We start from the raw sequence: 19,594 nt of genomic DNA, 5'->3' as shown, positions 1-19,594 counted from the left end.
CGGCTGCCGATGCTGCGGCCAAAGCGGCTGCTGATGCCGCGGCCAAAGAAACCTGTTCTGTGTCGTCTACTTCTGCGCTCTGTCAGGTCACGACGCCATCGACCACATCGGAGCCCTCGAAGCCCGTGCAGCAGGCGACTGAGCAACTGGTTCGCAATACAAACAATTCGCTGGATCAGACGTTCAACGAAACGCCGCTTATTAGTGATAAATCCCGTGAAGCGGAAAAGAAAGATGACGCTCCGTCCAGTGCCCTTGCATCCAGTCCCCTGAGTACAAAAAATGAACTCGCGAAAAAAATGTACTGCAATTAAGTCGCTATTGTTGGCTACGCTTCTGGCCTCGGCGGCATGGGCTCAGGCCGCGCCAGGGGTAGGGATCGTCACTCACTTGAGTGGACCGCTGTTCGTGAATAAAGCGGATGGCAGTATGCGGATTCTAAGTGTTCAGTCGACGGTCGAGGCGGGGGATACGGTTTCGACCCAGGGCAAGGGTTATGCGCAGATCCGCTTCAGCGACGACAGTCAGCTCACGTTGCAGCCTGATACAGTGGTGACGCTGAATACCTATGTCTACGACGCGTCGATGCCCGCGCAGGACCAATTGCTGTTGACCCTGAAGCAGGGCGGCATGCGTTCCGACGTCGGCAAGCTTGGGCAACGCAGCCTTGATCGCGTGACCCTGGTGACCCCGGCTGCAAGCATTGCCCTGCGATCGGCCAGTGTCGTGGTGCAGTATCGTCCGGAGCCCAAGGCGGTTGCCAGTATTGGGCGTCTTTCCCGCTATCTGGCGTTGACGGGAGCTGAATTCGAGGCCGCAGCCATCCAGAGTGATACATCCTACGGCGCGTTTACGTCCGTCATCGCCGCCCGTTATTCCTACCGGTTGGCCCGAGCGGTTGCCTGGCTGGATTCGAAGGTTGCAGGCAGTCTGTCGACTCTCGCGGCGGTCGTCCCGGCTCCTGGTCCGAATCTGCCGCCGGGTTTATACGTTCACGTCATTGATGGCTTGATTAACCTCACCAATCGCGGCGGAACCTCAACTTTCGCGGCAGGGCAGTTTGGCTATACCCCCAGTTTCACGCAGCCGCCGGTCATAGTGCCAGCATCCCCGGCGCTAGCGTTTACGCCGCCCCCAGCGTTCTCTTCGTCATTGCCAAACAAGGCCACCTCGTCAGGATCAAGCGCCGCTGTGGAGTGTGTAGTGCGTTAAGTCTCAACTTAGCCCTTGGCCATGGCTGCTTAAACCTCGGCAACGGCCTCGCGCACAAAGTCCTCGTAGGTGCGCAGCGGGTGCCCGATGATGGTCTGAAGCTTCTCTACCGTTCCTTCAGTTGATTGCATGCCGAAGGTCTGGATACCCGCCATCATCAGGCGCATGTCGTAAGCGAGCCAGGTGGGACCATACGAAGCCAGTTGGTCTTCGAAAGCGGCCAGGTCATCACCCCCGTAGCCAATCTCGCGGCCCAGAGCTGCACTCCAGGTCTTCGCCACGGACGCGCCGGTGAGCGATTGCGGCCCGACCAAATCCAGCGTTACACCTTCAAGCGCAGTGGATGCCTTGTCGCGCCGCAGTAATTCTGCAACGGCGACATCTGCGATGTCGCGCGCATCAATCATCGACACGCCCGCCGAACCGATGGGCATTGGGTATATCGAGTAGTTCTGAATCGTCTGTTGGACCATGCGGTCGTTTTGCATGAAGTAAGCCGGACGCAGAACAGTTGCAGGCATGTCGAAGCTCTCGATCATGCGCTCAACGGTATGCTTGCCAGTGAAGTGCGGAACATTGGTGAACTTGTCGGCATGAATCACTGAAAGATAAACGATGCGCTCGATACCAGCCTCGAGAGCAAGGTTTAACGTGATAAGGGCCTGGGTTACCTCGTCGGGCGTCACGGCATTGAGCAAGAACAGGGTGCGCACCGACGAGAGCGCAACGCGCATCGAAGCGACGTCAGTGAGGTCTGCAACAACTTCGGTGACGTTTGCCGGGAGTTCCCGTTTGCCCGCTTGGCGCACAAGGGCTTTAACCTCGGCGCCCGCATCAGCAAGGCCTTGAGTGACGAGTGAGCCAATCGTGCCCGTGGAACCAATAACCAGAATGCTCATTTTATAAATCCTGCGTTGAATATAGGGGGGTGGATCAGAGAGTGGAGCCCGCACCGACCTTGTCAGTGCCTGAAACCGTGCGATTGCGTTCGATTGCATTGGGGATATCAGCGAAGCCATTTATCACGCCGATCCTCGACTGAAGCGTGCCGCTGGCTCCGATGACGAGAAAGTAATCCGTTGCACTTACAAAACGAAGATCACAAGATATAGACACCTCGTTTCAAATATGGAACATCATGAACCTGAACGCGCTGAGCGATTTCATTCTCGTCGCCACCCATTCGGGGCTGGGAAAGGCAAGCCGTGCCAGCGGTATTTCCAAAGCCACCTTGTCGCGCCGAATCGCCGATCTTGAAGAACAACTGGGCGTAAGGCTGATTGAGCGCAGCGCGCGTGGTCTGAAACTCACCGACGCCGGTGAGGCGCTGATGTCTCGCACTGATGGGCCGCTGAGTGAAGTGACCGAAGCGTTGACGGCTGCACGTGAAGGCGTTTCTACGCCTCGCGGACTTTTGCGAGTCGCCGCTCCGCTGCTGTTCTCACAGCTTGCGATGGGGCGGATTGGCGCCGAATTCTGTGCGGTCTATCCGCAAGTCTTGATTGAGGTCGTGGCGGAAGATCGCATCGTCGACCTTGTTGAGGAGCAATTTGACGTCGCCATTCGAGTCAATCCAAGCCCGGATAGCAGCCTGGTCGGCCGGTGTTTCGCCAGGGACCGGCTGATAGTTGTCGCAGCGCCTGAAATACCCAGGCCGATGCCCGGCGCGATCAGACCCGTTCCGGCCATCGTGACCTCAACGTTCCAGCCCACCCACTGGAGTCTCGATGGCGGGCAGTTGGTCCTGGAGCCGATCCCGAAAATGCGGTTCTCTTCATTGCTAATGGTCCGCGATGCGGCCATAGCCGGTGGCGGTGCAGCCCTCATCCCGCAGTCCATTGCATGGGACCAGCTTGCCCGTGGTGATTTGGTTCAGTGGGGCACGGTGTCAGGTGTTGAGCCAGCGCTTTGGGTCTTGCATACGTCCAGGCGCCTTGCGGCTCCAAAGGTTCGCGCATTCGTCGATTTTATGTATGACAAATACTCAGACATGTCGCTTGTTCTGAAAGGATAGAATTCTTCGCCCCTGACTGATGCCCCCTCTATATTGGGGCGTAGCAGTCACCCGGGAACGTCCGCTCCTGGCCGATTCTGTTGAAAACTCGACATTGGTTTCCATGGCAGAAACGTACGCGTCTGAACTCGTAATCCTGAATCTTTGCAGAGGTTCTCAGGCTGAGATTTCACCTGGCAGCCTGGTACAAAGGCGCTTTCACGGATCGATGCTTGGACAGTTTGGGAAACCCGATTTTGCAACAGCATCGACCGTGAAGTGGCCTGTTACGCGTCACCCGGGTCATGGCAATGTCATCCCTGTCCATGCCTCGGATACGTGCCAAAGACGTTCGGCGGCTTCTGGGTCCACTGCCCATTTCGCCACGCCCTTTCGACCCGTCTCCGATTCACTGAGTGCCGCGATATTGCAGTCCTCGCAATACACACCCCCCGAACCTGAAAGCATGGCGCTGGTCGCGCACCACAGGCCGGTTGCAGCGCCTTGCTCCAGGGTTTTTAGCCCTGTCTCAGGGTTCAGGCGCTGCTGACCGTGCTCATCCATCACGTCGAATGCGGCTATTTCTGTGCTGCTCAGATGGCGGCTCAGGTCGGTGAGGATTTGACCTGGGTGCAGCGAAAATGACCTTATGCCCTGGTCACGTCCGCGGTTATCAAGTGCCAAGGCAAACAGTGCGTTAGCGGTCTTTGACTGACCGTACGCAATCCACTTGTCGTAAGGACGGTGCAGAAAATCAATGTCGTCAAAATCTATTCCTGCGATCTGATGCCCTCGCGACGATACCGAAACCACACGCGCTTCGCCCGCAGCAACGAGCGCTGGCCACAGCCCGCACACCAGACGGTAATGACCGAGATGGTTGGTGGCAAATTGGCTTTCATGGCCGTCGGCGTCCCGCATCAGCGGCGAGGCCATCACCCCGGCGCAGTTGATCAGCAGGGAAACCGGCTGACCACTGTTGACCACGCTTCGGCTAAAGGCTTCAACCGAGGCGGGCTGCATGAGATTCATCTCCATCACTTCGACCCTTTCGATCCCGGCCAGGGTGGCGTGTGCGCGTGCCACATCTCTGGCCGGCACGATAACGCGCGCACCGGCCTCGGCCAGGCTTTTTGAGGTCAGCAGACCCAGCCCGGAATAGCCGCCAGTGACGATGGCAAGTTTCCCCCGCAGATCAACGCCGGCCATGACTTGGGCTGCGGTGCTTGCAGCGTTGAACGGCGTCTGTATGGGTTGCTGAAGCGTCGTCATAAGAAATCTCCCGGTCAAGTATCGAAGCACTCCATTCTTCTCTAAGATTGCTGGACGAACCAGTCTGATAAATCCGATTATCTGTCGTGATCATCCAAAATGCCGTATCTGATCCACTGTCCGATGTTCTGGCACTGTCAGGGCTGCGAGCCGCGTGTTCTGTTCGATTGCAGGCGGGAGGCGTCTGGGCGTTGAATTTCCGGCCCATCGAGTTGAAATTCAACGTTGTGCGGCGAGGCGAGTGCTGGCTGCGCCTGCACGGGATGCCGGCGCGCCTTTTGCTGGCCGGCGACTGTTTTGTGGTTTCGCGCACGCCGTTCATATTGGGAAGCGGGCCGGACGTGGAAGCAGTGGATGCCGCTGATGTCTTCTCCGACGCTGGGGCATCGGCGACATTTGGCGTGGGTGACGACGTCGAGTTGCTCGGCGGCAGCGTTTCGCTGGTGGGCCCTGGCGCCTCGCAATTGCTCGATGTGCTGCCGGCTGCACTCATCATCCGGGCCGGGTCCGAAGGTGCCTTGTCGTTCCGCTGGCTGCTCGATGAACTGGATCGCGAATGGCGTTCGAACCACGCTGGCGCGCACGCGATGTGCAATGACCTGTTGCGGCTGATCTTCGTTCATGCGCTTCGCCATCACATCAGCACTGCCGACGCTGCTGATCTGAATTGGTTGGCAGGGCTGAGGGATCCGGCCCTCGCCGGGGTACTCCAGGCCATTCATGGTGCCCCCGAAAAGCCCTGGAGGTTGGCTGAAATGGCCGATGTCGCTTGCATGTCCCGATCCGGTTTTGCTGCATTGTTCAAGGCGCGAGTGGGGCTGGCGCCTGTCGAATATGCTACGCGCTGGCGCATGAGAGTGGCGGCGGCGCGTTTGCGCAATGGCATGGACAGCGTCGCAACCGTCGCGGCTTCACTGGGCTATTTGTCCGATGCAGCGTTTGGCGTTGCGTTTCGTCGGGTCCACGGGAAATCGCCAGGGCAATATCGCCGGGAAACCTTGCCTTAGGGCGTGTTCAGCCGGCGCAGGAATACCCGAGGGGGAGGGTGCGGCGGTGCATCGAAACATCGAACGCACCAGGCGTAACGCGTTCGAAGTAGTAGCCGGTTGCTTGAGCAGTGTTCGTAGAGCAATCGTGCGGTGAAGTACACGATCGTTCGCCGACGGTCACTCCCCTCTGAAGAGAATCCCTATGCGACCTCAAACATCCTTCATATTCGACCTTGATGGCACGCTGACAGATAGCGTTTACCAAAACGTAGCGGCCTGGAAAGAAGCCCTCGACTCAGAGGATATTGCTCTGGCGATGTGGCGCATACACCGAAAAATCGGGATGAGCGGCGGTCTCATGTTGAAGTCTTTGTCTCGCGAGACAGGGTTGGATATCAACGCGAAGCAGGCCGAACGCCTGAGTGAAAAACACGCTCAAGCCTATGCGCGACTTCAGGGGCAGATCATTGCGCTTCCGGGTGCTACAGACCTTCTCGAATCGCTAACCGACGCCAATATCGACTGGTGTATTGCGACCAGCGGGGGCACAGATACGGCCAGGATCAATCTGAAGGCACTTGGGCTGGATTTGGATGAGATCAAAATCATCACTCGTGATGACGTGAAATACGGTAAACCTGACCCGGATTTATTTCTGGCAGCGGCGCGCCGCATGGATGTCGCAATCGAAGAGTGCCTGGTGATCGGTGACGCTGTGTGGGACATGCTGGCCGCTAGACGCTGCAAAGCGACAGGTATTGGTTTGCTATCGGGCGGCTATGACATCGGTGAGCTGGAACGGGCAGGGGCACTGAGAGTCTATGAGGATCCGCTGGACTTGCTCAACCATCTGGATGAGGTTGCGTCTCGCCCGTGAGCATCCGAGCCGACCTTGGCCAAGGTGACGAGTTGGGTATACTGTTTCGACGCGCACAGTCTTGACTGCCTCCATCAGCAGGATTTGTTCGAACCACTCATTTTCTTCTGTGCGTCCAAAATGACTTCGATTGATAAGCTTATCTCGCTGGCCAACGTGCGCGGCAGTCTGGATCTGCGCTGCCAGTTCGAGGGTGACTGGGCGTTGGAGCATCACCAGGAAGCTTTGGGCGTGGCGCCTTATCACGTTGTTCTTGCTGGCGAATGCCGGGTTGTATTTCCCGACGGTCAGCGAGTAAAGATGGCGGCGGGGGACATTCTCTTATCGCCATCGGGTGTCGCGCATCTCATACACAGTTCCGGCGAAATGGTCGCGCCAACCAAATCACAGGTTATCTCGGGCGGCTTATTGCCCGTGCATCGCATTGGTGGCGCGAGTCCCGACCTCGATATGCTCTGCGGCCGTTTCCACTACAACCGCGCGTCGCTCCTGTTTGCTGCATTGCCGGCGTTCCTGGTTATTTCTTGCGGCGCTTTATCATCTCGTGAACCGATGACAATGCTGACCGCACTGCTGCGCAGTGAAGCGGACGGTGAGCAAGCTGGGGCGAAGTTCATGCTCGATGCGTTGTCGCAGGCATTGTTCACCCTGATGCTACGCGCCCATATTGCGACTCATGACCAGAGCACGGGCACACTGGCCCTGCTGACCGACAAGCGCCTCAGCCGGCCTTGGCAAGCCATGCTGGAAGAGCCTGGACGTGACTGGACCATCGAAGGCCTGTGCGAATCTGCGAACATGTCTCGCGCAACGTTCATGCGTCTGTTCACGAAGGTGGCCGGTGTATCACCTTGGGTACTTCTCACTCAGATCCGTATGGAATTGGCATTCAGCCTGCTGAGTCATTCCCATCTCGGGTTAAGCGATATTGCTGTGCAGGTTGGGTATCAATCCCAAGCGGCGTTCAGCAAGAAGTTCAAGGAGATATATGGCGAGGCGCCGGGTCGACTTCGTAAAGGTATCTAGACGCAGTTGGGCAGTTCTGCGGCCCGCCGACTTGCTGGAGTTCACCGCACTCTGCGAACGAGCCCGCACCGATGCGTCGACGATGGGCAATCTGGATATGATCGATCTCGACGAATTCCACACCCGTCAATCGTCGCTCCTTAATTGAGGGGCGATTGAATTCCGCTTTTTGCAGCATCTAGCAATTGATGCAGGCGTAATGCATCGTTGAACGTCGCCGCCGCATGGGTGCCTTCGGCAATATCTTGTGCATGCACATGATAGAGCTCTGCCAGCTCCAGCACTGCTGATGGCAATGATGAGACCGGAAGGCGCTGATAATTTTCAGGCACGGGCAGCACTTCCAGCGTCAGGTTATCGCCATGCGCGCCCTCGATGACATAGTCGTCACCGACATCGCCAAACGCTGAGCGGTTGGTAATTTTCAGGTCGCCCTGATCGCCCGTGATATCGATTTGCACGCCGGATCCGTTCCGCTTGCCGCCTTCAATGTGGATGGAGATAACGCCGCCATCCGATAGCAGGCCGCTCAGCACTAATTGGTCAGGCGCGGTGCTCGGCAGTACTTCGCCGGTTTCCCTGATGGTCACCTGCGGGAACTGGCTGGCCATCAGGCCTGATACGCTGAGTGGCCAGCCAGTCTCCGTGCAGAGCATGTCCAGGAAATGGCCGGCGTAAATTGAAATTACGCTGGAGAAGTTTTCCTCCGGTGCGGTCCAGCGCAGTGCATTGGGTCGCACGGCCTGGAAGTAATTCATGCTGACGTGCATCCGGACTGAACGCACCTTGCCGACGTACCCCTGTTGAAGCAAGTCCTGCAGGTAACGGTTGTGTGGTGCATGACGGCGTTGCAGCCCGACGATGTGACGCACACCTGCCTTGTTGGCCAGTTGCAACAGGCTCTGTGAGTCAGCCGTAGTGGTGGTCAATGGCCATTCACAGTAGACATCCTTGCCAGCAGCAATGGCGGCACGAACGGTTGATTCATGCTGGGGCGCGGTATTGAGCACCACTACCAGGTCAACCTCGGGATTATTAACCAGTGTGTCAACCGAGTCGGCGATCTGAGAGATCGAATACTCGTTGGCTGCTGCTTCGGCTCGTTCATGGCGCTCACTGTAGACCGCCTGCAAATGGTACTGCGGTAAAAGGTTGAGCACGCGTAGATGGCCGTGGCGAGCCCAGTTGCCTACGCCGATGATGCCGACGCGAATCGGTGAGTGTTTGGTTGTCATGGGGAAGTCGTCGCAAGGTAATGGTTGTCGAGGTGGAGTCTATGGAGTGAGCGCGTAGGGAAAAACTGGCCAAAGGGCAGAACACTTCGGACACAAATGGCGCTAATGGCCGCGTGTGAATCGTCTGATTGTGGAGTGATTGATCCGCAGTGATTGGAGCGATGCCCTGTTTTTCGCTCCCTGCCCGATACCTAACATGGCACCACTCATTTCTTGTGGAGCTGTCCCATGAACGATTCGCCTGTAATACCTGCTGCTTCAGAGCAGCCTCAGGAGCAAGCTCCTTCCTCCCGCGACTGGTTGTCGGTGTACTCCGTTGCCCTTGGCGCATTTGCATTCGTCACTACTGAATATCTACCGGTAGGCGTTTTACCGCAGATCGCTTACAGCCTCAGCATCACCGAAGGTGTTGCTGGGTTGATGGTCACCGTGCCGGGTGTTGTTGCCGCAGTGTCGGCACCGGCGATCATGCTTGGCGCGGGCCGTATGAACCGGCGTCACTTGTTGCTGCTGTTGACGCTGGTGCTCGTGGCTTCCAATGTGGTATCCGCAGTGGCTCCCTCACTGGCGATCATGTTGCTGGGGCGCGGGCTTCTCGGTGTTGCGTTAGGCGGATTTTGGGCCGTCGCCATTGCCGTGGCGGGGCGGCTAGTCAGCCAGTCAAAGGCGGCGAAGGCCACCGCGTTGATCTTCGCAGGAATCACCCTGGCGACAGTATTCGGGGTGCCGTTCGGGACGTTTATCAGCACGTTGTTTTCATGGCGCATGTCCTTTGCCGTGACAGCAGGGCTCGCATTGGTGGCGCTGATTGCGCAAGCGGTCACCTTGCCGTCACTGCCTTCCGGCGAAGGCTTGAAGTGGCGTGCGCTTGTGGCATTTTTGTCGCGCGACAATGCCCGTCGTAGCATGTTGTTATTGGGCACTGTGGTGGCGGCACATTTTACGGCTTACACCTACATTGCTCCCTTCCTTGGCCATGACGCTGGTTTTTCACCAACGGCCATCACCGCGATCCTGTTGGGTTTCGGCCTGGTCGGCATGATGGCGAACTTTGCGATGGCCGGGACCATCACTACCCATTTGCGTGCCTCATTGGGCGCCGTGGTATTGCTGATGGTGACAGCACAGCTGGCCTTGCCTGAGTTGCAGGGGATGGCCGTGTCACTGGCGGTCTTGGTGTGGGGAATTGCATACGGTGCGATCCCGCTGGGCGTGAGCAGCTGGATGCAACTGACATCGCTCCAACTGCCAGAGGCGAGTTCGGCAATGCTGGTCACCACTTTTCAGATTGCCATCGCCTCAGGTTCACTATTCGGTGGTTTGATGGTCGATCATGCAGGTGTGCCGTCAGCTCTCTGGCTGGGCGCGGCAATCGGTTTGCTCGGGCTGGCGGTGATGCTCAGTTTTGGCATCCAAAAGACCCCCATCGCCCAATCCCTGCAGCGGTGATTTCAACTCTTCAGAACGTTGTCTTTGAAAAAGTCGATCAACACCCGCAGCCTTGGTGCTGTCTGCTTCGACGCAGGCCAGAGCATCCACAGGTTGCCGGTGTGGTCGGTGTAATCCTCCAACACTACCTTCAGCCTGCCGTCGGCCAACGGTTCACGGATTGAAAAGTCCGGCAGGCAGGCTATACCCACCCCATCCATCGCCAGGTAAGTCAGGGGGTCCATCGTCGTGCAAGTCAATGCCCGCGCCAGATTCGGCTCAATGTGCGTGTCGCCCACGCGCAGCGGCCAGCGCTCGGTCAACCCGGTGGCCGGAAATTTGTGCAGCAGGCAGGTGTGATGGATCAGGTCATCGGGATGCACAGGGTTACCATTGCGCTCCAGGTACGCGGGCGATGCCACCAATTGCAATCGATAGCCGCCGAGCTTGCGCGCCATCAGCCGGGAGTCTTGCGGTGCCCCGGTTCGGATAACCGCATCGAAACCCTCTTCGACCACATCCACCATTCGGTCGGACATGTCCACGTCGAGCTCAATGTCCGGATAAGCGCGCATGAATCCAGCCAGCACCGGCATGATGAGCACGTTCTGGATGGGCACACTGATGCGCACTTTGCCACGCGGCGTGGCAGATAACTCCAGCAGCTCCATCTGGGCTGCCTCGACCTCACTGATGATGCGTTTGCAGCGGTCCAGGAACAGCTCGCCTTCGGTGGTCAGGGTGACGCTGCGGGTGCTGCGATGGAACAGCCGAACACCCAGGCGTTCTTCCATGCGCGCCACACTCTTGCCCACTGCTGACGAGGAGATTTCCAACAGCCGGCCGGCTTCGGTAAAGCTACGGGTTTCGGCCACATTAATGAAGGCCGTAATGCCGCTGAGACTGTCCATCATTTGAGGTGTGCTCGGTGCGGAGGGAGGGTTAATGCAGAGTAGAGGTGGGCCGGGCAATAGGAAAGAGAAGTAATCGGGAACGAGGCGCCGGTGATGGCCGCGTTTTCAATACGACCTGTCGAGTGCTGAACTAATCAACATCCTGTGCCGCAGGTCGCTGGTGCGCAATGACGTTCAGCTCATTCGCCTGGCTGCACACGCTGCATTTGAGTTTGCCAGTCCTACTGAATTGATGGACAGCTCCGAAGCGGAACTGGCGCCAAAGGCGGCAAAATTTTTCTGCAGCTTTATCATGCCGGTCGCCAATCCAATATCGACGTGCAGCCTGCAGACAGCGTCCCCGTCGGCCCATCGGAAGTCCTGCACGGCGGCGTTGCTTACACCACCGAAGGTCGGGTACCCAATACGCCGAACCGCGCTTTGACCATCGAAGAGATCGCAGGCCTGGTTGAGAACTTCCTATGCATTGAGCTCTCCGGTGCTGGGCGCGCTGACCGGGAACCTGAACCGGCGCAGGCTGCTGATCGGCGCTATGGCGTTATTTGCGGTCGCCAATCTGCTGGCCTACACGGCTAGTGGCTACTGGTCGTTGATGGCCGCGAGCGTGGCTCTAGCATTCGCGGCGGCAGTGGATGTACCCGGTGCGAATGCATTGGCCAGTCTCGTAGTGCCGCCTGAACAGCGCGGCCGCGCCAAAGCTATCGCTATAGTTACGTGAAAGGCAGCAAACGACCCGACGCGGACCATCATGATCTTGGTTTTTGGTCTTCAGACTGGTTTCGCCTTGCAGCGGTCAGCTTACGCCGCTAACGGCTGCAACCATCCGCTTTTCTACTTCTTCACGAGTAGCGGCCCAGGCGGGCACGGTCTCGAGCAAACGCTGTTGCCAAGCGACCAAATTCGGGAACTCCTCGAAGGGGGCGCCAGTGCGTTTGCACTGCGAAAAAGGTGCTGCAATATCAATGTCTGCGAGGGTCAACGCATCACCGACGATGAATTTTTGTGTCGCCAGGCGGGATTCCAGAACTGCCGCTGCGTTGCGAATATTGCTCATTGCTAACCGGACGATTGCGTCCGTTCTTGGCTTGCCCATCCACTTTTCCCCCGCCCATTCATTGAAGAGAAGGGTGGAGAAGATCCGCCATTGCTCACCCGACCAGAACATCCATTGCAGTACCTCAAGCCTTTCTGACGGCGTGCGTCCCAGTAAGTTTGAGTTCGCTTTTTCGGCAAGGTACAGATTGATGGCTGAGGCTTCCCAGATGACGGTATCGCCATCTTGAAGCACGGGAGTGAGCCCGTGCGGGTTCAGCTTCAGGAACCCAGGGGTATGACTTTCACCCTTGAACAAGTGGATATTCATACGTTCGATATCGACGCCCATGATTGAGGCAGCTGTAGTCACGCGGCGTAGGCTACCCGAGCCGAGATCGCCGTAAATTTTGATGGACATTGTTTCCTCACATATCGATCTTGGTAGGTGAAGAAAACAAGGTAAACCTTTTCGCTGGACAAAATTATACTGCCGATTGGCAGAACACTTATTTGGAATATGAATGACTGATCGCTGGCTTGAAGTCGAGGTTTTCACCCGCGTAGCGGAGTCAAGAAGTTTCTCCCGTGCCGCCCAGGAACTTGGGATTTCACAGCCGTCGACCTCTCGTATCGTAACCGGATTGGAAACTCGCCTGGGTGTGAAACTCTTGCTCCGCACAACCCGGAATGTGGCGCTTACCGAGGCTGGCGCGGCGTTCCTGGAGAGGGCTCGCCAAGCTGCTGCCGACCTGGAGGACGCGGAAGATGCGGCTCGAGGAATTGATTCCCTGCGTGGCACTATCCGTCTTGCGGTACCTATCGTGTATGGCTCACGAGCGGTCATTCCCGCGTTGCCCGTCTTCCTCGAGCGTCACCCTGAGCTGCGAGTCGAAATCACTATGCGAGATGAGCGGCAGAACCTGGTGGCAGTTGGAGTAGACATGGCAGTCCGTATGGGCACGCTTGAAGATTCTGCGTTTGGAGCTAAACAAATTGCATCGGTGCCGCGTGTGTTAGTGGCGTCGCCCGCATACCTCGCCAAGAGAGGCGTGCCAGAAGTGCCTGAAGATCTGGCGTTTCACGACGCACTCTTGCACGATCAAAGCTTTCCAGAGAAAAGCACGTTGAAACTGTTTAAAGCAGGCACGGAACGGGTAGTGACGTTGCGTGGAAGAGTCAGGATCGATGCAGCCCCAGGCATCCTGGCTGCTGCAATGGCAGGTCTTGGCATAGCGAATGTGACAACCATCATGTCAGCACAAGAGCTATCGGACGGCACCCTTATTCAACTGTTGCCCGACTACGAGCTTGAGCCTTTGAAAGCGTTTGCCGTATTTCCGTCGGGACCCAAGCCCTCGGCCAAGGTGCGGGCACTGGTAACCCACCTTATTGCCGTATTAGGAAACCGGCGAACGGAGTCCCTACCATGAGCATAATCTCGTCAACTTATGACGAAGCTACTGTCGTCCGATAGCAGAAACAGCGCTGCCCTGGCGATCTCTTCAGATCGGGCAAGTCGGCCAAGATCGGCACTGACGATCCAACGGTCAAGTCAGGCCAGCTGAATGTCGAAGTGAAAATGATGTGGGTGCCGTTCCATACCTGATCGGTAGGAGCTACCTCTATGGGCAGCAGGGTTCATGGACCATGTTGGCCAAATGATCGACATGCAGGAGAAAGGTCTGACCGTACTCAGCGGCCCATTCATGGAAAAAGCCGGCGGCCCCAACGGTGTGCTGGCGGATGGCGGCATGACAATCTTCAAGGTCGCTGACCGACCCGAGCAGCATCCAACAGGTGATGGAAGACGCAGGGCCGATTGATGTGCTGTTCAACAATGCGGGGGCGCTGGGCATCAGCTCGGGCTGCCTGATCTGGGGCGCCGCCGTCGCCTCGCTATCGACATCACGCGAATTCAACAGAAATCGAACCAAGGCATCAACTCGCCGTCAGTTCAGTATATCCACCTTGCCGAGCCTGCCCGGCACTGGAGCACTGACCATGAAACAGACGCCTGCCGTGCAGACGCTGATGCTGAACGCCAACAGCGGTATTCCCAACAATCCGAAGCTGCCCGTGCTGATTTATCCCGCCGCGCTGGACGTGAGCGGCAGCGATCCGGCGGAGTTGGTCGAACGCTCATTTACAGCCAACGGCTGGCCGCCGCAATGGCGCTACGGAGTTTTTTCCTACCACCACTACCACACCCGTGGTCACGAGGTGTTAGGCGTCTATGCTGGCGATGCGCGATTGATGCTAGGCGGCCCGGAGGGCCACGTGGTCGAGGTCAAGGCCGGGGATGTGCTGTTGCTTCCTGCGGGAACAGGGCATTGCAACCTCGGCTCCAGCAACGACTTCATGGTCGTCGGCGCCTATCCGCCGGCGCAGGACGGTGATATCAATCGTGACCCGGCCACGCCAGCGCAGATCGAACAGATAGCACAACTGTGGTTTCCCCAGACTGATCCAGTGCTGGGTGACAAGGGAGGGGTAGTGGAGCACTGGCGCGGCTGACAGCACACTTTGGCGTGGCCAAATCCACAGCGGATTTGGCCACCACTGAGTGTGATGGTTGCCGACAACCAGCGCCTCAATGAGCCGGACGCGCAAGCTCCGGCTGCGTAAAATCGTCAGGCGCCGAATGCACCGTCGATCGTGTGCATCGCCCCCGTCACGAAGCCCGCTTCCGGTCCGGCCAACCAGGCCACCATTCCAGCGACCTCTTCGGCACGACCGTGACGTTTGATCGCCATGAAGCTGTGCATCAGGTCCTTCATCGGACCGTTCGCTGGATTGGCGTCTGTGTCGATCGGTCCCGGCTGCACGATATTGATCGTGATACCGCGCGGGCCGAAATCCCGTGCCAGGCCTCGCGCCATTCCTTGCAGTGCGGACTTGCTCAATGCATAGGACGCCATACCGGGCAAGGGCATGCGGTCGCCGTTTACCGATCCGATCACGATAATCCGCCCGCCTTCAGGCATCTGCCGCGCCGCTTCCACCGATGCGTGGTACGGCGCGTGCACATTGATGTGAAACAGGCGATCGATGGCATCCGGATCCTGCTCCAGCGCATCGCCGAAGATAGCAATGCCGGAATTGACTACCAGTACGTCCAATGGACCGCTGTCTCGTACCCTGGCGATGACTGCATTGCGGTCAGCGCTGTCCGTCGAATACGCGCTGCTGCCTGTTTCCGTGGCAAGCAGCTGTGCCGCTTCCGGCGAGCCCGAGTAGGTAAATGCCACGTTCGCACCGTCTGCGACGAAGCGTCTTACGATCGCGGCACCAATGCCCCGACTCCCACCCAGCACCAGCACCGATTTGTTCTTGAAATCTGACATGATCACGCCTCCTGATTAATGTAGCGCATGTTACAATATGCGACATCCCATCTGTCAAAGATTTTGTAATCATGACTACAAATACATTGCCTACGCGTGGTCGTCCACGCCGGTTCGATCCGGATGAGGCGGTAGCGACCGCTCAGCGCCTGTTCCATGCCAAGGGCTACGACGGCGTGAGTGTTGCCGACCTGACCAAAGCATTCGGGATCAATCCGCCCAGCTTCTATGCGGCTTTTGGCAGCAAGGCGCAGTTGTACGCGAGGGTTCTGGACCGGTACGCCCTGACCGGCGCCATCCCTCTATTACAAATTCTGGGGGCTGACAGGCCGTTGGCTGTGTCGCTTGCGCAGGTGTTGGAGCAGGCTGCGCGCAGCTACGCCGCCGATCCCACGGCCACCGGTTGTATGGTGCTGGAGGGCACACGGAGCAACGATTCGGAGGCGCGTGAGGTTGCCTGCAGTTTTCATGTAACTGCCCAGGACGTCATTAGACACAGCATCGCCGAGCACTACCCGCTGGAGGCCGATCGGCTGGCGGATTTTGTCTGCACCACCATGGCCGGGCTTTCGGCCAGCGCGCGCCACGGACAAAGCCTGGAACGCCTCCTGGCTACCGCACGCCTTGCTGGCGTAGTGCTCGCGCAGGTGCTTCCTGCCTGAATTGCTCAAAAGTGCCGCGCGACGTTTGAAAACGAGATGGTGCCTGCGTCTGAAAAGCTCAGAGTCTCATTCCGTCGGAGCGTGGCGTAGATCCTGTGCGCCGGTGCCGATGGTCCTTTTGATCGCTTCTTTGTTATCAACGATCCTGACGGCTACGCGATCCCCTGTCATGCGGCGCACGGCTGACCGCGCCTTGCATTCTGCGGATCGATAGCCTGTCAGTCCGTTCAATCCTGCTCCATGGTCTCGGCCACGCCCTGATCTTCCCCCAGGAACCCGCCGCTTTGGTGACGCCTAAGGCGCGCATAGATACCGTTTTTCCCGAGCAACTCGGCGTGGGTGCCTTGTTCAATGATGCGTCCATCATCCATGACGATGAGTCTGTCCATAGCCGCAATCGTGGACAAACGATGGGCAATGGCAATCACCGTCTTGCCCTTCATCATTTCATCGAGGCTTTCCTGGATGGCCACTTCAACTTCTGAATCCAGCGCACTGGTGGCCTCGTCAAGCAGCAGGATCGGGGCATTCTTGAGCATCACCCGGGCAATCGCGACACGTTGACGCTGGCCACCGGAAAGCTTGATACCACGCTCACCCACCAAGGTGTCGTAACCGGAATGACCTTGTTTATCGCTCAGTTGGCTGATGAACCCGTCGGCCTGGGCATTGGCCGCAGCGCGGCGGATTTGCGCGTCGGTCGCATCGGGACGGCCATAGGCGATATTGTCGCGAATGGACCGGTGCAGCAGGGACGTATCCTGAGTGACCATGCCGATGGCGCTGCGCAGGCTGTCTTGCGTCACGTGCGCGATATTCTGCCCGTCGATGCGGATCTCACCCTTGTCCACGTCATAGAACCGCAACAGCAGGTTGATGAGCGTAGATTTCCCGGCGCCCGAGCGACCCACCAGGCCGATTTTTTCACCCGGGCGAATGCTTAGGCTCAGGCCATCGAGCACTTGGCGCTCGCCGTTGTAGTTGAAACTCACCTTATCGAAGGTCACCGCGCCGCCAGTGGTCACCAGCACGCTCGCGTCCGGCGCATCCTGCACCTTGGGGCCGCGCGTCAAGGTTGACATGCCATCCTGCACGGTGCCGATGTTCTCGAACAGAGAAGTCATTTGCCACATGATCCAGTGCGACATGCCGTTGATGCGCAGCGCCATGGCGGTAATCGCCGCAACGGCACCTGTGCCGACCTGCCCCTGATGCCACAGCCACAGGGCATAACCGCCTGCACCCATGATCAACGCGACCACCAATGCCTGGTTGACGATCTCGAACTGGCTGACCAGGCGCATCTGGCGTAAGCCAGTGAGCTTGAAATCTTCCATCGCAGCGCGCGCAAAATGTGCTTCACGTTTGGAGTGGGAAAATAGCTTAACCGTGGTGATGTTGGTGTAGGCATCGGAGATACGCCCGGTCATCGATGAGCGGGCGTTGGCCTGTTCTTGCCCGACTTTTCCCAGGCGGGGCACGAAGTACAGCATCGCCAGCCCGAACAACGCGACCCAGGCAATAAAAGGCAACATCAGTTTCAGGTCGAAGGCGCCGGCCAGTGCGATGATCGCGATGAAATACACGCCAATCCCAGGTGCGATCTCGATAATGGTGAACAGCACCTCGCGTACAGACAGCGCCGTCTGCATCACCTTGGTAGTGACCCGGCCGGAAAACTCATCGGAGAAGAACGAAAGGCTTTGTCTCAACATCAATCGATGGAAATCCCAGCGCAACCGCAACGGCAGATTGATCGCCAATACCTGGTGCTGCACCATGGTACGCAACGCTACCAGTCCAATGCTGGTCAGCAATACGATGCCGATGCCCCACAGCACGCGACTTTCCTGCATGGCCGCATCGCCGCCGGCCTGCCAGGTCGATAGCAGGTCCACGACCTGCCCGAGAAATGAAAATAGCCATGCTTCGTAAATCGACACTCCTGCACTGAGAAGCGCAAGCGCGAGGATGTAACCGCGGGCGCCCCGCGTGCAGGCCCAAAGAAATCGCGGCAATCCGTCGGGCGGCGGCGGTACCTCGTCGGGCGGGAAGGGGTCGAGCCATTTTTCAAACGCGCCAAGCATGATGATCTCCAATGCAATCCAGTAAGGGGATTCTGGCATTTAAAGGTTGCTTTCAGGGTTTTGTAGGGGGACAAGGTTAATCTTCCTGAACCTTTTCCATCATGTGGAGCACTCGCCGCCTTGAGGTCGGCTGGTAGTCGTACTCGCAGTGTTTGGGTGATGCCGGCGCGCGAGACCGGATTGCACACCGGTCTGTTATACGAATCGCCAAGTCATGACACCGTCATGCTGGTCCATAGCTCGGACAGGCGCCAGTGACGCTCGGCGTATTCTGCGTCAACCTCCCATGTCACCACCCCGTTGCGTCCCTTCTCCGATTCATTGAATGTCGCGATATTGCAGTCCTCGCAATAAACACCACCCAAGGTTGCGAGCATGGCGCTGATTACACACCATAGGTTTTCTGCTCTCCGATGCTCCTCAATACGCTCCAAGGGGCGACGTTTATCAGTTTCGCCGTAAACGACGTATCGGCGATCAACTACCACGGCCGGGATTCTGGTGACTCCCATCACGGTTTGCCAAAAAAGCCAGCAGCTTGGGCGAACTCGACGAACCTTTTGTTGGCCAATGACAGGTACTCGTTTGCTCTCCAGCACAGCTTGAAGGTCATCACCTGCGCAGGCTTAAATGGAATTCCGACTATGCCCGCTTCACTCTGTTGCACCGAGCGAAGTAACGTCGATATGCCCATGCCGTCATAAGTCGCTTTCGTCACGAGTGATACGAAGTTGCTCTGCAAGGCGATTCGATATTTAACGTCAGCTGCGTGGCAAAAAGTGTCCAGAAGATGACGCTGCAAAAAAGTTTTGTCGAACACAACCATTTCAGCATCCTGCAGATGGCGAGCTTCCAGGTAGGGCTCACTGGCTAGCGGATGATTAGAGGTCATGCACAAGACCATCTCATCGCTACCGAGCAAGACCGAATCCCAAGTGCTGCCTATTCGTCGCGATTCGAGCAGTGCCACGTCGATCTCTCGACTCTCCAGGCGCTGACCAATGGCATCCGCGCTACCTTCGACGACGGTCATGGTGATCCCCGGGTAGGCAGTGCGGAAACTGCTCAGCAACTCGGGCACATGTTTGATTCCAAACATCGGCGGCACCCCGAGCTTGATTTCTCCCGTCACCAACTGAGCCATGTCACGTAGCTCCTGGCGCGCCATGTCCAGCTCAAGCATCGCCGTTTCAACCCGTCTCAGAAAACACTGGCCCTCGGCGGTGACCGTGATCTGTCGAGCCGCGCGATTGAAAAGCATGACGCCAAGCTCCTCCTCAAGTCGCGTGACAGCCATGCTCAACGCTGGCTGTGCGATATGCAGGCTTTGTGCAGCTTTGGTGAAGCTACCTTGGCGAGCGATCTCAACACAGCATTTGAGGGCTTTCAAATTCATTGACGCTAATCCTCGGGGTAGAACGACTCATAACAATTTGTGATTAGAATCATCATAACAATATATTTCACATAAGTGACGGGCGTTCTTAGTATGGAAGCACAACATCAAAAAGCCCGGAATA

Annotated in this window: 20 protein-coding genes and 1 pseudogene; 12 read left to right on the top strand and 9 right to left on the bottom strand. The window is 57.7% G+C overall.

Going from position 1 to position 19,594, the window contains the following annotated elements; all coding sequences use genetic code 11:
* On the top strand, window positions 1-314 hold a 314-nt coding region (locus CFII64_RS30005), incomplete at its 5' end, for a hypothetical protein (RefSeq protein WP_020289369.1).
* Window positions 283-1,212 (top strand): FecR domain-containing protein, encoded by a 930-nt coding sequence (locus CFII64_RS03420; RefSeq protein WP_044901137.1) that lies wholly within the window; start codon window positions 283-285, stop codon window positions 1,210-1,212. The genes CFII64_RS30005 and CFII64_RS03420, both read left to right, overlap by 32 nt.
* 29 nt (window positions 1,213-1,241) lie before the next feature.
* Here CFII64_RS03420 and CFII64_RS03415 read toward each other — a convergent pair whose 3' ends face one another.
* Complete coding sequence (locus CFII64_RS03415) at window positions 1,242-2,111, bottom strand: NmrA/HSCARG family protein (RefSeq protein ID WP_020289367.1); 870 nt, start codon at window positions 2,109-2,111, stop codon at window positions 1,242-1,244.
* A gap of 239 nt (window positions 2,112-2,350) precedes the next feature.
* Here CFII64_RS03415 and CFII64_RS03410 point away from each other — a divergent pair, with 239 nt between their 5' ends.
* Window positions 2,351-3,226: a LysR family transcriptional regulator gene (locus tag CFII64_RS03410; RefSeq protein WP_020289366.1), complete on the top strand. Its 876-nt coding sequence runs from the start codon at window positions 2,351-2,353 to the stop codon at window positions 3,224-3,226.
* Between the two features lie 282 nt (window positions 3,227-3,508).
* Here CFII64_RS03410 and CFII64_RS03405 read toward each other — a convergent pair whose 3' ends face one another.
* Window positions 3,509-4,477 carry an oxidoreductase gene (locus CFII64_RS03405; RefSeq protein ID WP_020289365.1) on the bottom strand — a complete coding sequence of 323 codons (969 nt, stop codon included), beginning with the start codon at window positions 4,475-4,477 and terminating at the stop codon, window positions 3,509-3,511.
* Between the two features lie 86 nt (window positions 4,478-4,563).
* Here CFII64_RS03405 and CFII64_RS03400 point away from each other — a divergent pair, with 86 nt between their 5' ends.
* The 3 genes from CFII64_RS03400 to CFII64_RS03390 all read left to right on the top strand — a co-directional run bounded on the left by CFII64_RS03400 (window position 4,564) and on the right by CFII64_RS03390 (window position 7,369).
* Window positions 4,564-5,484 (top strand): AraC family transcriptional regulator, encoded by a 921-nt coding sequence (locus CFII64_RS03400; RefSeq protein ID WP_044901136.1) that lies wholly within the window; start codon window positions 4,564-4,566, stop codon window positions 5,482-5,484.
* A gap of 184 nt (window positions 5,485-5,668) precedes the next feature.
* Window positions 5,669-6,343: an HAD family hydrolase gene (locus tag CFII64_RS03395; protein ID WP_020289363.1), complete on the top strand. Its 675-nt coding sequence runs from the start codon at window positions 5,669-5,671 to the stop codon at window positions 6,341-6,343.
* 120 nt (window positions 6,344-6,463) lie between these two features.
* A complete protein-coding gene (locus tag CFII64_RS03390) occupies window positions 6,464-7,369 on the top strand; it encodes an AraC family transcriptional regulator (protein ID WP_044901142.1) in 906 nt (301 codons plus the stop codon).
* Between the two features lie 140 nt (window positions 7,370-7,509).
* Here CFII64_RS03390 and CFII64_RS03385 read toward each other — a convergent pair whose 3' ends face one another.
* Window positions 7,510-8,604 (bottom strand): Gfo/Idh/MocA family protein, encoded by a 1,095-nt coding sequence (locus tag CFII64_RS03385; protein WP_020289361.1) that lies wholly within the window; start codon window positions 8,602-8,604, stop codon window positions 7,510-7,512.
* 228 nt (window positions 8,605-8,832) lie between these two features.
* Between CFII64_RS03385 and CFII64_RS03380 the strand changes: the two genes are divergently transcribed.
* Complete coding sequence (locus tag CFII64_RS03380) at window positions 8,833-10,053, top strand: MFS transporter (protein WP_020289360.1); 1,221 nt, start codon at window positions 8,833-8,835, stop codon at window positions 10,051-10,053.
* A 2-nt stretch (window positions 10,054-10,055) separates the two neighbouring features.
* On the opposite strand, the gene CFII64_RS03375 is transcribed toward CFII64_RS03380, so the two are convergent.
* Window positions 10,056-10,943, bottom strand: coding sequence for a LysR family transcriptional regulator (locus CFII64_RS03375; RefSeq protein WP_044901141.1), 888 nt, complete (start codon window positions 10,941-10,943; stop codon window positions 10,056-10,058).
* A gap of 451 nt (window positions 10,944-11,394) precedes the next feature.
* Here CFII64_RS03375 and CFII64_RS03370 point away from each other — a divergent pair, with 451 nt between their 5' ends.
* Window positions 11,395-11,664: an MFS transporter gene (locus CFII64_RS03370; protein ID WP_084488231.1), complete on the top strand. Its 270-nt coding sequence runs from the start codon at window positions 11,395-11,397 to the stop codon at window positions 11,662-11,664.
* 75 nt (window positions 11,665-11,739) lie between these two features.
* On the opposite strand, the gene CFII64_RS03365 is transcribed toward CFII64_RS03370, so the two are convergent.
* Complete coding sequence (locus CFII64_RS03365; RefSeq protein ID WP_020289356.1) at window positions 11,740-12,399, bottom strand: glutathione S-transferase family protein; 660 nt, start codon at window positions 12,397-12,399, stop codon at window positions 11,740-11,742.
* Between the two features lie 103 nt (window positions 12,400-12,502).
* On the opposite strand from CFII64_RS03365, the gene CFII64_RS03360 reads away from it, so the two are divergent.
* From CFII64_RS03360 to CFII64_RS03350, 3 genes are all read left to right on the top strand, one after another.
* Window positions 12,503-13,411 (top strand): LysR family transcriptional regulator, encoded by a 909-nt coding sequence (locus CFII64_RS03360; protein WP_020289355.1) that lies wholly within the window; start codon window positions 12,503-12,505, stop codon window positions 13,409-13,411.
* Window positions 13,412-13,621: 210 nt separating this feature from the next.
* Complete coding sequence (locus tag CFII64_RS03355) at window positions 13,622-13,804, top strand: hypothetical protein (protein WP_020289354.1); 183 nt, start codon at window positions 13,622-13,624, stop codon at window positions 13,802-13,804.
* The gene (locus CFII64_RS03350) at window positions 13,782-14,495 is read left to right on the top strand and encodes a Twin-arginine translocation pathway signal and cupin region containing protein (protein WP_020289353.1); all 714 of its coding nucleotides are present in this window, start codon (window positions 13,782-13,784) and stop codon (window positions 14,493-14,495) included. The genes CFII64_RS03355 and CFII64_RS03350 overlap by 23 nt, the downstream gene beginning before the upstream one ends.
* 116 nt (window positions 14,496-14,611) lie before the next feature.
* Here the strand turns inward: CFII64_RS03350 and bdcA are convergent, their stop codons facing one another.
* Window positions 14,612-15,325, bottom strand: a complete 714-nt coding sequence (bdcA, locus tag CFII64_RS03345) for an SDR family oxidoreductase (RefSeq protein ID WP_020289352.1) — start codon at window positions 15,323-15,325, stop codon at window positions 14,612-14,614.
* Between the two features lie 71 nt (window positions 15,326-15,396).
* On the opposite strand from bdcA, the gene CFII64_RS03340 reads away from it, so the two are divergent.
* Window positions 15,397-15,987: a TetR/AcrR family transcriptional regulator gene (locus CFII64_RS03340; RefSeq protein WP_020289351.1), complete on the top strand. Its 591-nt coding sequence runs from the start codon at window positions 15,397-15,399 to the stop codon at window positions 15,985-15,987.
* A gap of 227 nt (window positions 15,988-16,214) precedes the next feature.
* On the opposite strand, the gene CFII64_RS03335 is transcribed toward CFII64_RS03340, so the two are convergent.
* The 3 genes and pseudogenes from CFII64_RS03335 to CFII64_RS03325 all read right to left on the bottom strand — a co-directional run bounded on the left by CFII64_RS03335 (window position 16,215) and on the right by CFII64_RS03325 (window position 19,470).
* Window positions 16,215-18,074, bottom strand: coding sequence for an ABC transporter ATP-binding protein (locus tag CFII64_RS03335; RefSeq protein ID WP_020289350.1), 1,860 nt, complete (start codon window positions 18,072-18,074; stop codon window positions 16,215-16,217).
* A 401-nt stretch (window positions 18,075-18,475) separates the two neighbouring features.
* Window positions 18,476-18,586 (bottom strand): annotated as a pseudogene (locus tag CFII64_RS29695) (DUF1525 domain-containing protein); the annotation flags it as partial.
* A complete protein-coding gene (locus CFII64_RS03325; RefSeq protein ID WP_020289348.1) occupies window positions 18,586-19,470 on the bottom strand; it encodes a LysR family transcriptional regulator in 885 nt (294 codons plus the stop codon). The pseudogene CFII64_RS29695 and the gene CFII64_RS03325, both read right to left, overlap by 1 nt.
* Window positions 19,471-19,594: the final 124 nt, after the last annotated feature.

The sequence above is a fragment of the Pseudomonas sp. CFII64 genome, assembly GCF_000416235.1.
Classification (GTDB): Bacteria; Pseudomonadota; Gammaproteobacteria; order Pseudomonadales; family Pseudomonadaceae; genus Aquipseudomonas.
This window is presented reverse-complemented; position numbering and strand designations above follow the sequence as displayed.